The 12,638-nt window shown below is 60.5% G+C and carries 11 protein-coding genes; 3 read left to right on the top strand and 8 right to left on the bottom strand.

Features of this window, described 5'->3' with window-relative positions:
- Nucleotides 1–584: 584 nt before the first annotated feature.
- Entirely contained in the window at nucleotides 585–1,124 is a 540-nt protein-coding gene (locus tag MNOD_RS41130) for a hypothetical protein (RefSeq protein WP_012631449.1), read from the bottom strand.
- Between the two features lie 1,396 nt (nucleotides 1,125–2,520).
- Between MNOD_RS41130 and MNOD_RS47860 the strand changes: the two genes are divergently transcribed.
- Nucleotides 2,521–3,078, top strand: a complete 558-nt coding sequence (locus MNOD_RS47860; protein ID WP_157091892.1) for a hypothetical protein — start codon at nucleotides 2,521–2,523, stop codon at nucleotides 3,076–3,078.
- A 53-nt stretch (nucleotides 3,079–3,131) separates the two neighbouring features.
- Nucleotides 3,132–3,299, top strand: coding sequence for a hypothetical protein (locus tag MNOD_RS47855; RefSeq protein WP_012631447.1), 168 nt, complete (start codon nucleotides 3,132–3,134; stop codon nucleotides 3,297–3,299).
- A gap of 89 nt (nucleotides 3,300–3,388) precedes the next feature.
- On the opposite strand, the gene MNOD_RS45625 is transcribed toward MNOD_RS47855, so the two are convergent.
- The 6 genes from MNOD_RS45625 to MNOD_RS41100 form a co-directional block, all read right to left on the bottom strand.
- On the bottom strand, nucleotides 3,389–3,934 hold the full coding sequence (locus MNOD_RS45625) for a hypothetical protein (protein ID WP_012631446.1): 546 nt from the start codon (nucleotides 3,932–3,934) through the stop codon (nucleotides 3,389–3,391).
- Nucleotides 3,935–4,089: 155 nt separating this feature from the next.
- Complete coding sequence (locus tag MNOD_RS45620; protein ID WP_198157717.1) at nucleotides 4,090–4,356, bottom strand: hypothetical protein; 267 nt, start codon at nucleotides 4,354–4,356, stop codon at nucleotides 4,090–4,092.
- A gap of 275 nt (nucleotides 4,357–4,631) precedes the next feature.
- Nucleotides 4,632–7,289: a bifunctional DNA primase/polymerase gene (locus tag MNOD_RS42300; RefSeq protein ID WP_012631444.1), complete on the bottom strand. Its 2,658-nt coding sequence runs from the start codon at nucleotides 7,287–7,289 to the stop codon at nucleotides 4,632–4,634.
- 102 nt (nucleotides 7,290–7,391) lie between these two features.
- A complete protein-coding gene (locus MNOD_RS41110) occupies nucleotides 7,392–8,132 on the bottom strand; it encodes a hypothetical protein (RefSeq protein ID WP_157091891.1) in 741 nt (246 codons plus the stop codon).
- A 43-nt stretch (nucleotides 8,133–8,175) separates the two neighbouring features.
- A complete protein-coding gene (locus tag MNOD_RS41105; protein ID WP_012631442.1) occupies nucleotides 8,176–8,370 on the bottom strand; it encodes a helix-turn-helix transcriptional regulator in 195 nt (64 codons plus the stop codon).
- Between the two features lie 777 nt (nucleotides 8,371–9,147).
- Complete coding sequence (locus tag MNOD_RS41100) at nucleotides 9,148–9,648, bottom strand: DUF3280 domain-containing protein (RefSeq protein ID WP_012631440.1); 501 nt, start codon at nucleotides 9,646–9,648, stop codon at nucleotides 9,148–9,150.
- Between the two features lie 225 nt (nucleotides 9,649–9,873).
- Here MNOD_RS41100 and MNOD_RS41095 point away from each other — a divergent pair, with 225 nt between their 5' ends.
- On the top strand, nucleotides 9,874–10,518 hold the full coding sequence (locus MNOD_RS41095; protein ID WP_012631439.1) for a recombinase family protein: 645 nt from the start codon (nucleotides 9,874–9,876) through the stop codon (nucleotides 10,516–10,518).
- A 315-nt stretch (nucleotides 10,519–10,833) separates the two neighbouring features.
- Here the strand turns inward: MNOD_RS41095 and MNOD_RS45610 are convergent, their stop codons facing one another.
- A complete protein-coding gene (locus MNOD_RS45610) occupies nucleotides 10,834–12,585 on the bottom strand; it encodes a hypothetical protein (RefSeq protein WP_012631438.1) in 1,752 nt (583 codons plus the stop codon).
- Nucleotides 12,586–12,638 lie beyond the last annotated feature (53 nt).

Genomic DNA, 12,638 nt, shown 5'->3' with positions numbered 1-12,638 from the left:
AATGCAACCGCGGGAGACTCACTATCCGTCCATGGCGAACCCCTGCGCGCTCGAGTAGAGCGCAGAGCTCCTCGTCCTCGGCGCGCTGGAGATGGTCGAGTTGGATCCCGCGGAGGCCCTCAGGGACCTTGACCGCTGCGAAGCACCGCATCGCCGCCACGGATCGTTGGAGGGCGATGCTGGCGGCCGTATCGCGGGCGTCCTCCAGGAAGGCAAGCCGGGCGTCGTCCGTGCCATGGCGGAAGAGGGCATACTACGCCCGCACGAGGGCCATGTCGTACCAGCCGTCTCGGGGCTCGGGCAGAATGAACTCGGCGGTAAGTTGCTGCACTCTCCGCTCAGTAATACCGAGTTCTCGCGCGGCGTCCGAAGTCTCGCCGTATGCGGGGCCGTTTTCTGTCTTCTCAAAGTCATAGCTCCCAAAAAGCGAAGCGAAATATTGAAGTGAGATTTCTTCGATTTACCCGATCTCTCCGCCTCTCCCACCCGCAGAGGCGGCGGGCTCCGGTCCAGGACCCGAGGCGGGGGGTAGCCGAGCATCAGCGGGCTGCGCGGCTTGGGCGGTCGCGGCTTCGTGCACCGGGCTATCCTGTCCGGCGCCACGGCCACCACGACCGGCGCGCCGTGGCAGCCGCGTGCCATCGATCGCGGTCTTCTGCCAACTCGGCGGCCCGGCGCTCCGCCGCTTCGAGCTGTGCCGACAGGACGTCGATCTGCGCTCTCGACTGAGCCGATGCCTCACGCGCTGAAGCAGCTTCGAGCTGTGCCTCACCCCTTTCAGCCGCGGCAGCCGAAAGGGCTGTCTCGGCATCCGCGAGAGCCCTTTCAAGCCGCTCGATGTGGTTGCTGAGAGCGGTAATGAGAGGAGCTTCGAAGGGGCTTTCAGGCGCGTCGGCTGTAGAGGTTTCCTCTGCTTCGACAGGGGTTTCGGCGCCGTCTTTGATATGCCTCTCAAGCTCGTCGAGAGGGACTTCAACGCGGGTCCGCCCGTCATTGCCGGGCACGCGGTGCCACCCGTTGCGCCTCACGAGCTGACGGGCCGAAGCGGGCTTCAACCCCATCTCCGAAGCAATCTCGTCATAGGTCATGACGCGGATCGACATCCCCATCAGCGACGCCGCCATGACAGCCCCTCTCAGGATCCGGTGGACTCAAGCCGGGTGAAGGTGCGTCGGCAGCCCTTTCGAAAGGGTGTCCGTCGCTCACCTCGAAAGGGGCGGAGAAGCCTGTCGCGGGGCTAAGTGGCCGACTCAGGCAGGTCCGCTTAGCCCCTGCCGGTTGACGCTCTTAAGCGCGCTCTCGGCGCTCTCGGGCCTGGCGAGAGTCCGGCAGCGGCATTCCGGGTGCGATTCAGCGCTCGGCGGTTTTTATCGGAAATATTTGCAACACGAGAGTCGTCTAAAAGGAAGACCAAGATTTGAGCACCTTGGGGGCGTCTATTCCATTTGAGGTGAAATAGAAAAGTCTTCGGCCCCGGGGCGGCCCCCGGAGCGGCCCGGGGCCAACCCGAAAATTTGACTGTCCGCTGCATCTGGTGGCTGATGAAGCGTTCGGGCGTGACTCGCCCGGGAGGAGAACCACCGCCGCCGCAGTGAGACCCTGAAAAGCCAACGGCCCCTGAGGCGGGAACCTCAGAGGCCGTCAAAACCGGGTGATGTCCCGGGGGGATTCCGATCCGGACATCACCATGACCCTGTGAGGGAGTCAACGGGGAGCGCCGCTTCCCCGGACGGTGAGGCTTTGCCTGTGGAACGGAGCGCCCAACCGGCGTCTCCGCACGATCTGCTGCGGCCCGATGAGGGCCGAGACGATGACGCCTGCCTACCGCCTGCCGCGCACGATCGCGGAGAGGCTTGAGACGGCCCTACGCGGCCGGAAGAATGCTGCTGCAGCCCTCGCCCTCGCCGAGTGGCTCGGGCGGTTTTGGAGCACCCCTAGGCGACTCCTGAGCGCCTTCCCGATCGATCGCAGGGCCATCGCCGGCCGCGAGGATCTCGGCCTGTCCGAGGCCCGGGTGCGGGGCGCCATCGCGGCTTTGGAGGAGGTCGGGTTCCTCGACCGGGACGAGCCGGCCGCCGGAAGGCGCTACCAACGGACGGAGGAGGGGCTGCACCGCCGGGCGATGACGTTCCGGTTCGGCTCGGACTACGGCACCGCCTTCGCCACGGCCAATGCGCGGGCACAGCGGGCCCGTGGAGCCCCGGCGCCGGCTCGCCGGCCGATCACACCTCCCGCGCCGCTGCGGCCGCCTGTGAGCCTCCCTGCGCCCTCTAGGGCCATGCCGGCAGCTCAAGTCGCCCATAAGCAAAGCTCAGGCGAAGCCCTATTGCTTATGGGCGAGCAGACTGCAAGGGAGCCCACATCGCCTCTTGAAGACGCTCTTGAGCGGCTACGAGTGTCAGGTGGATTTGCACCGCGGAGAGGCTAGAGGAACTGTGACAAGGCTGCCGAGGCAGGGCTGCGGGCACCGAAGTGGCCCGCAAGACTCAGGTCCAATGTGGATACAACGGGCTATCAGCAGTGGGCATCGCACGCTGGAAAGTGCGTAATCGCACTCCTAGGATGTGCTCAGGTTGTGATTCGGGGTCAAAGCCGTTGACTTTCGTTTGTACTGTTGGGCCGGATGATTTTGAGCCTAAAATATTCCTTGGAGAGTCAAAAGCATTGGCTATGGCAGTAGTTGGCTTTGATGATGAAACAGATAATATTTACTCAATAACTGTTGGTATAGAGCGAATCCCTGGTGGGAAATATGAGCTATTTTTTCATTTGGTAGAGGTGGACTCAGAAACTGATAGCGAGTATCTCTATTGGTCTGGCCGAGATACGCAATTCATAAGGAATAAAGCCGATCGAAATAGAATATTGCAGACAACTTTGTTGCTGTGTGCAATGCTCATAAAGCGGGCGAATCCTGATCAACTTACTTGGTTTACGTGCGACGAAAATCCGCCGGAGCAGGCCCTTGTAAAATATTTTTTGATAATTAGAGTCATTGAAGAATGTGGTTATGAGGTAAGAACGGCTGATCCGTACAACGGCCGCTGGGTGTGGTTCGCGGAACGCGGGCCCGGGTAAGTTTGTTGACAACCTGACGACGGCCTATAAGGGTTGTTGCGAGGAGCACCGCTATGAAGCGCGATGAGCAGATAGAGATGATGCAGTCGGCCGAGAAGCGGACGGCGGGCTATCTGCGCGCTTGGCTGCAGGACGAGAACGTGAAGGCCGCCCTTCGTCGTCACCCGCGTGGCCGGGAGAACCACGACGATTGCGCAGAACGGCGCCGTCGGTTCGGCTGAATTCCGAGTAAAGCTAGATCAAAAGGCCGCCATTTGGTGGCCTTTTTTGGTTATGACATGCATTACAGGCAATAAAACCACGCCGAAAACTAATACCTTCTCCTGTATGGATCGGGATCAGGTTCTAGAAACATTGTATCCGGAGCTAAATCTGGTTCTTGGAACATCCTATCTGGGTCTAAATCTTGCCTGAAAAACTTCCTCTCTTCAATTACCTCTTGCTGAGCGATATACTCGCCGATTTTCTCTAAAATTAACTTCACGAGGTCATCCATATTCTTGAATGTGAGTTTGTTTCTTCTCATGCTAGGGTCAAAAGAGTAAAATATTGTTTCTTCAACTACATACTCATCTGCTTCATAATTTGTCGATATTTCGTATGAAGCGCGCGAAGCTCCGCCATCAAGTCCAAGAAAAGCTATGTGACCTGTGAGTGGAACGTCTATTCTTAAACCTCTAATATTGCGATTATGATCTTTTAAAATCCTCATGACTTCGACAACTGGCTTCAGTTTTTCAACCGATGCAGCTGCCTTTCTATCTGACTCATTAAAATAACTGTGAAGACGTTGTTTCTCTGTTGCAATAATCTCTAGCAATGCCAAGCGAATGTTGTTTTCTACATTTTTTGACATGAACTATGCCTCAGCCACAACGGCGTGCGAATAAGATGATTGTGTATAAGGCTACAGCGCAACCCACATTCGCCGCAACGACGTTCCTCACTTAAAAAGCATTCCGAACTTGCGCATCCTGCCCTCCTCGTGGGCTAGAGGGCAGCGTAGCGCGCTCAAAGCGCCCCTACGGAGTGCCCCCCTTCGGCTCCGATTGGCCGCGGAGCAGGTGCACTCAGGTCCAACAGCGCCTGAAGGTGGAGCTTGGTCACGTCCACCGTCGCCACCTTCGCGTCGACGTTCGTGGTCGGCTTGCCGTGACCGCGATCAAGCACGGCGTTTGCTGCCGTCACCCGAGCTGCCGGCGGTGCGCCCTCGTCCATCGCCACGCGGACCAATACGGCGAGCATTTCGAGGGTGTAGGCCTGAGCCGCTTCCTTCACCTCAGGGGCAACGGCAGGGCGCCCACCCGGATTGGGTGACACCCCGGGCAGCCATCGCCCGCCCTCGCCGCGGCCGGCGGGGTGCGTGTTCCGGCGTGCTCTCACGGCCGGTTTGGCGACCGGGGCAGAGGCAGGTGACAAGGCAGGGGGGGTTGGGGGGTTCGGGGGGGATTTTTTCATCGCTCCTATATCCATATTTGTATTGTACACAATCTAATTTCTCTTCCTGACGGGGTTATAAAAACCCCCCGAACCCCCCATCCCCCCGCGCGTGCCTACACGCGGGCGATGCGATAGAGGTTGCCGTGGCCGTTGCTGATCCGGGCCACCTCAATGCGCAGCCCGTCCACGACCCGATCCTTGTGCTTGCCGAAGTAGCGGCCGACCAAGGCCGCATCGATCGACACGGGACGCCCGCCCTTCTCCTCCTGAATGGCCTCCTGCAGGGCCGTCGCGAGAGCCTTCCTCGGCGGTTCGCCGTCGCCCTCCCAATCCTCGCTCGCAGCGGCGCCCGGGATGGTCTCGCGGACATGGAAGGCGCGACCATCCTCAAAGACCGCCGCGGCTGCATGCAGCACCGCGCCGAGTCGCGCCCTGACCGGATCGGCAGCCCGCAGGGCGTCCATGACATCGCAAGGGTCCGGCTCGCCGAGCCACACGAGGGCAGCCCGCACCATCTGCGACCACGCCTCGAAGCTGCCGAACGGGCTACCCTTGAGGAGCGCCACGCCCGGGAAGCCGCAGCGGGCGTGAGCCGCGAGGATCGTCAGCGCGGCGCCGATCAGCTCCGACCGAGCTGCTGCGGCGCGCTCCACCGGGTCGAACGGGTACTCCTCTAGCTCCGGCCGCTCCACGCCCGGATCAATCCGGCACGGCAGCGTTCGCCGCACCAAGTCCCCGCGGACCACGAGGTTGTTGCCCGTGGCGAACATCATCATCCGGGGTTCGAGCGTCGCGGCGTTCGAGGTGCCGAGCGGCCGGACGGAGAGGCGCGGCTGCGTCAGCACCGTGTTGAGGAAGTCGCCCTCAAGCGGCTGCTCCACGTTGTCGATGTTCAGGATCGGCGCGCCTTCGAGCACCTTGCCGAGGAAGTGCTTCTCGAACTCGTGGACGCTCGTGCCCTGATTAAGGGCCGGGGCGCAGGTGCCGGTCGCGATCACGGAGACGGTGTCCACGAGCTTGCTCTTGCCTGAGCCGGGCGCTGTGGCGTCGACCGCGAACAGGGGCGGCCTGACACCCGCGTGCACCGTGAAGGGCGTCAGCAGCGCCGCGAGCGCAACGCTGAGATGGGCCTGCCCTGCGAAGCGGTAGTGCACGAGCAGGCCCTTGAGCAGGGTGAGCGCGGCGCCCGCTGCCTTCCGGGCGGTGGGTTCGGATCCCCATTGCGCCATGTCAGCCGGCAGTTCGATGTCAGCGGCCGTGTCAGCGATGTAGACGCCGGTCTCCGGGTCGAACCCGGGCTTCGAGATGATGCGTCCGTCCCGTGTCAGCACCGGCGACTGCGCAATAGCGCCAATCGTCGGCAGTTCTGACTGTTGACGCGAGGTCCACGCCCTCGCCACCGGATCCTTGAGAGGCGCCTGATATGGGTTGCCCTTCTTGTCGAAGCTCAGCACGTTGACGTAGCGCGAGACGCGATCAATCGCGCTGATGGGTGTCAGCCGAGTGAAAGCGTAGCGCACGTTTACCTCGCCGCTCCGCCCGCGGGACTCGATTTTCTCCACGATTGTCGGGCCGCCGCGATTGAAGACGGGCAGTTTGTGTTTGATGATCAACCTTTCGAGTTCGTCGACCGTCTCGGCGATGTTGGGACCCTGAATGAGTTCGGGGCGCGGCATGTCATTGTCATTGACGGGCACCCTCGCGAAGTCGAGGCGGGCGAGGAAGTTGCTCGGCAGCGGGGCTCCACCCTTGCGCATGGCGTGGAACACCTCGCGCAGCCCGACGTGCGCCGGCTTCTCCTCCTCCCGGATGATGCGCAGGATCTCGTCGGGGTCTCCGGTCTCGGGAGCGGCCTCCCACCGGTCCGTGAACCCTAACAGGGCGTCGACCACCCGACCCTCGCCGAGCGCCGGGACGCAGAGCGCAGCGAACGCCTTTGTGAACATGACCCAATCGCCGCGGTCGCTGAGGTCGTTCCGCACGCTGCCGAGACCCGACAGCAGCACCTCGGCGTCGGCCTCCACCAAGGGGGTCAGATCGGCTCCGCCGCCGTTACGGCCGCTGCGGCTGAAGGTTGCGCCGCTCACGACCTTGCCGCCCACCGCCTCCATCGCGGCGTCGCACTCGGCGATGATCGCGTTCAGCTCGTCGATCGGGATCAGCGGGAGGGCTTCGGGATGCAGCTCCACGATGCTTATCCCATCGGGCCACGTGTAGAGGGCCCCGCACGGGTGGGCGCCATGCACGACGGATTGCTGCCCTTGGCCAAGCAGCTCGACCCTGTTGTGGTTCTCCTTGGTGTCCGGGGCGCCGTCGAAGATGAACCGCCGCCCTTGCCGCCGCACGGGCTCGGAGCCATCGGCGGTCTTGGTGCGGACGAAGCGGGTTCCAACCTTCGCCGGGTTGCCAAGCCGATGCGGAGCGCCCGGAAGGCGCCGCTCAAGGATTTCGTTGACAGCAGTGGCCGCGGCAGGGGTGAACACGTCCGCATCGACGGCGACCACATGCTCGCCCTCCGGCAGCCCGGGTTGCGGGCCGAGGTTGAAGCCCATGTTCGGCCGTTGGCCCGGCAGCCCTGACCGCTGCCACCTCTCCACGTCTGCGGCAGTCGGCACGCTGCGCTTATTCCAATCCGCGTATTTGGGGCCTTTCTCCCCATGCTCAAGGTAAATTGCACGCCATCCATGCTTGCGCACGGTGTGGCCATAGTCCTGCCAAGGATGGTCCGACTTGCAGGGTTCTGCCCGATGCTGTAAAGATTGAGCCGACATAGATCTACTCTGTCTAGGTTGGGTTGAACTTCGGCTCTTGGCGGGGCCGTCAGGGGCGGGGATTATTTCCCGCCCTTCTTTTTTGGGGCGACACCACGTTTACTAAGTGCGCGGGGTCGTCTTTTCTATGCGCTCCGCCGCAGCCTCTAGGTCTTCGATTGTCGCCCCATTCGCCTCCAAGGCACTCGGGCCCACATCGAACGAGAGGCTGATGGCCCAAACGCGCGCGTGCACTCCGTTGTCGCGAAGTGTAAGCGTGCCCGGAACAGGCAGAGTGGCGGTGAGAGGATCATCTCCGGGGTCACCCCCAAGTGCCTGCGCGATGCGGCACACTACATTACGATATCTATCCTTGGTTTCCTCATCATAAGCGCTGATCGGCTGCTTTAAAAACCACATGAGATACACAACGCCGTTGATCTCGTCGAGGATGAGGATAGGGCGCGTACCTGCGTCAAGCGCGCGGAACATCTGCAGGAGGACGACTTCTTTCGCAAGCCCGAGAAGGGTTTGTTGCGGGTTGTCGTCGAGCTTCAAGCGAGCAGCCATGTCTTCGCCGAATGGGAAGGCTACGGCAAATGCACGGATGCCTGTCACCTGCTCAGGGCTCGGGACGCGAAAGCAAGCCGTGGTCTCGTTCAAGACGAAAACCATGTCGTCGGGCTCGCATTGCGCGCAAAGGACCGACACAATGTGCCTGACATGTCGGCCGTCCTTGGGAGGCAGGCGATAGCCGTAACGTGAACCCCAATCGCCATCCCATTTGCGAGATGTCAGGACGAGGGTTCCGGTCAGGTGCCCGAAGAAGCTGCATACATCATCCATGTCCGCTGCCGCGATCACGGAGATAGGTGCGCGATCCCCCGGATTTATGAGCGTGGAGGGGCTAAACATTGGCTGCCTCCGTCCGGGCCGCAAGCCAACGCTCGACTTCGTGCCGGGCGTAGACGACGCGACGCTTCGAGGGGTGGGTTGCGGGCGGGCCACCCTTGGCGAACTCGCGCTCAATGGTGCGCATTGACACGCCCGCCATCTCGGCGATGCGGCGCTTAGACAAGAATTCAAGATTGGTGTCTGACATGACGCCTCCGAACGAACCCGAACGAACCGGGAACGCCGCCAAGGTGCGTCATGTCGGTGCCCCACGCCACGGGTGGCCGCTTGTCTAGATGCAAGCGGAGGCAGAGTTCGGGGGGGCGCCTAGCTGCGCAATCAGCCTGCCGGTCGGGTCGGCCTTGGGGCAGCGCTGATCCGCCGCCGGAGCCGCCACGGCGCAGGGTTGCGTGTGACGAGCACCACAGGCCGGGGGCAGGAGCGCGGCAAAACCCTGTGGGGCGGCCGTCAAGCCGCGTCTGCCCACGCTCCTATTTTTCAGCGGCCGGGGTGTCATTCGCCGGAAGCCCCCGGGGCGGGGGGTCGAGGCATGGCGTGCAGCGGGACAGCCCACCTGCCTTTGCGACCGCCGCCGGGGTTCCTGCCGCTACCCGGGGGGCATGACGGAGGGACTTGGCCGGCTCAGGTAGCGGTCAGGGTCGAGGTCAACCGGGCAGCGCTGCGGCCGTGCAGCGGGACAGCCCACCTGCCTTTGCGGGCGCCGCCGAGGGACCCGACGAGACCCGGGGGGCCAATCGGTGCCCCGGCCCGACCACCTGCCCGTTCAGCTCCGCCAGCAGATCTCCACGCCACCGACACTGCCCGACCGAACGGGTGCCTGATGATTATGCGTCTCGCGCATGTCCGCAGAGGTATACTAAGCGGACATTTCGCTCCTGGCGGGCAGCATCACAGCACGTGCACATTAGGCGTTATGGAGCAGGCATCCAGCAGCTGTATGTCAGCCTGAGGACACGATGCCAATTCACCTTTCCTGCGGTGGCGGGAGCTTGTTCTTCACGAGGTATTTGAGGCCGCGATCAAACGAAGTGTCGTTATCGCCACGAATATCCACGCTGTAGCCCTGCTCGGGTTTGTTGCCCCGCAGATCCTTCACGTAGACATTAACGTTGAGGATAAGGTTCGAGACCTTTTGGATCTCACCCGTGATTGCGACGTCGGCGCCGAGCTTCCTGGCGTAGTCCTCCGCGCAGCCGTTGCAACGGCGCAGGTCAGCGCCCTTGCTCACCTCCGCCTTCACCGGATCGGTCGAGACGATCCGATAACGCCCGCTCTCCGCAAGGAGCGAGCGCAGCTGCTCGCTCAGTGGGCCGAGCCGAGCCCGATCAGCCTCGGTCGGACCGGCGGCACCTTGGTCAGCAAGCTGGAAGTCAAACACAGCAGCCTTGGGTGGGTCGGCGCGCGCAGCCGTTACGGTGAGCAGCACGGCAGCGAGAGCGAAGGGCAGTCGTGGGTTGGGCCTCATAGAGGTTCCGTCCGAGTAGAGGTGGAATACAACGCAGACCGATAGGCCGAGGTCCGCAGCCATTTTCAGCGCCGAGGTGGTCCCCTGTTCGTTCTTTCGTCCGTCCGTTGGGGTATACCGCAGCGGACAGGCGAAGAGAGGCGGAAAACCCCGTCCGTAAGGGTTGATTTCGGCCTACGGACACGCTTTCATACGGACATAGCCCAAACGGACAGTCCGCCCGCCATGACCGCAGCTCCGCAAACCATCCTCTACGCCCGCGTCAGCACCACCGACCAAACCGCCGCCCATCAGGAGAAGCAGGCGGCCGCGGCAGGCTTCCACATCGATGCTGTTGTGACTGACGAAGGCGTGTCCGGTGTCAGCACCCGCCTTGCTGAGAGGCTGGGAGGGCGCCGGCTGTTCGACAAACTGCGCCGGGGCGACACGCTCGTGGTCCGATGGGTGGACCGGCTCGGCCGCGACTACGCCGACGTGTGCGAGACCATCCGCGAGTTCATGCGCCGCGGGGTCGTGGTGCGGACCGTCATCAACGGCCTCACGTTCGACGGCGCCACTAAGGACCCCATGCAGAAGGCCGTCAGAGACGCGCTGATCGGCTTCATGGCCGCGACGGCACAGGCGCAAGCCGAGGCGACGAAAGAGGCTCAGCGGGCCGGGATTGAGCACGCCAAGGCTCGGGAGGACGCCTATAGAGGCCGCAAGCCGTCCTACACCCGGGATCAGCTCGCGATCGTGCGCAGCATGCTTGGGCAGGGGGTAGGGGTCTCGGCCATCGCGAAGGCTACCGGCCTGTCTCGGCAGACCGTGTACCGGATTGAGGCGGACCCGGCCGAAGCGGAGGCCATCCTCGCGCGGTGGGCGGCCTGAGACTTCACGCAACCGCGCGCTCCTCATCATTCGACAAGGGGCTTGTAGCTGCCGCCCCGTGCTGCGTTACGCGGGTTCGGTTGACTGATGCGGCGTGCTGATGCCGTGCTCCTACCCGGTGCACGAGCTCACCGAGGCGTACCTGAAGAAGCACCTTCGGACCTCGTGGAAGCACCAGCCGGTGCGGTGTCGCGGCGGACCGGTGTGGGAGTTCAGGCAAAGCTGACACTCCCACGATCGGTGAGCTACACAGAATCAAAAGCGGCTCGCTGACCAGATCGAGCGAGAGAAACCCCGATCCTGTTGGCCCTTAAATTAGTAGGCGACTCCGCCAAAGACTGAAGCTGATCTGGAGCTTATATCCGAACGTTCAAACGACCGACCAGGGTCCGTTACCGTATCCTGCTTCATAACTGCGCGGATAATTTCTGGATGCTCGACTAAATAAGCTGCCTCGCTGCCAGTTACATAAGATCCAAATATGCGAGCAGCTGCTGAGCCTTGTCTGAATGTGATCGTTGTCTCTGCAACAGGAACTGTGGTTGTTGTTCCATCTTCTGCTTCAACTTGCACAAAATTTGTCTCTGTAGTCACAGTGTATCCCTCGGTGGTATCTTTATTACTGCGAAAGTTATCTGAATTATTAATGACAGCAATGAGCCTGTTTGCAAGATATTTGTTGGCGCTTGAGTTGATAACGGACAATAATTTTTCTTTATCGTCCATGGACAAATCAGCGCGGTTCGCCATTAGATTATTTCTTTCGACTCTACGTTCCAGCCCTCTGTTCGCGCTCTCACGAATAACGTTACCTAAGCCTATTCTTTCAGCTGGCGAATATCTCTCTCGAGCTGCAGGAGAATAGCGATCTGATGTTCTGATATAGGCCCTCTCTCTCGATAACTTCTCAAACGCGTCAGATCTGATCTTTGTTGCCTCTCTTAGGACCTCTGATGAGATCGGAGAGCCAGACAGAAATCTGTTACCCGCATTGTCTTTGGATATAAAGGCGTTCAGTCCCCTTCCTTCCGGAATCGGAAGCGACACCTTCCTCGTTGAGTACCGGCCGTAAGGGTCAAATGACAGGAAATCTGGTGGCAATGGATAACCTGACGATGTTGCCTCCTCAATAGGTGGATGATCGTCGTCATCATGATTATCATTGGGCTCGTTGTTTTCAGGTTCATTATTATTGCGTTCGTTGTTGTTTTCTCCCCGATTAGAGTGATCGTTCCCCCAGATTGGGTGACCTCCGTCTGGATAAATTTCTGGGCAAGCTATTGATCCGATTGCCTCGCCAGCGTCCCACCCAGCCTTACCGCCTGCGCCTATGCCAATTAGTCCGCCACTTGGAACCGGTGAAGCGAGTCCAATCAAACCGCCAACGCTAGCTCCAACCGCTGCTCCTCCTATCTTAAAAAAGGCTATACATTGACCTTGCGTCATTGCTAATGTTTCTTGTCTACCGAAAATAGCCCTGGTAGAGATACCGTTCGTTTTGAGCTCCTTGAAATCTTCTTCTGTGTAGCGTATAATTTTGCTGGTCGACACTGCAACAGGAGTGCTGATCATTCCTGCGCTAGGTTTGGCCGGCCAACTAATCGAAGCCCATGTTTTCAAAGCGTTGTCTGCAGCTTCATCAAGCCCCTCTCGATGAGCCGCAAAAAGTAAGGTAAGAAAAGCAGACTCTAGGCCGACTGAAGATCCGAGTTTCTTTAGCGTGTCCACTGTTACTCTTAGATGATTTAGTATTTCGACCGCAGGTGCGGTAACAAAGGTCGACAAAAGGCAAGCATTGCCAACTTTATAGAGTGATTTAGCATCATCTTGACCAATATCGTTTTCAATGAAAAGGATAGGATTTTGGCCTACTGCCCGAAGAGACAGATCTTGTAGACGCGCTAAAGCAACATCTATAGAGTAAATTTGCGCCTCGACTGGCTGATATTTTACGGTGCCCGTGATTGTGTGTATTTCTGTGCTAAATACGGTCGCAATATTTTCTGAAAACCGTGAATTCTGAAGCGCCCAGTCAAGGTTCGGTGCTCTAAAATAGGCATTATGCATGAGCGTCTCCCTATGCCCTAACAAGTGATGAAGTTCACCACTGGCACTCCCGG

It is taken from the genome of Methylobacterium nodulans ORS 2060 (assembly GCF_000022085.1).
Classification (GTDB): domain Bacteria; phylum Pseudomonadota; class Alphaproteobacteria; order Rhizobiales; family Beijerinckiaceae; genus Methylobacterium; species Methylobacterium nodulans.
Note: the sequence above shows the minus strand (reverse complement) of the source record. Positions and strands in the feature narration are given on the sequence as shown.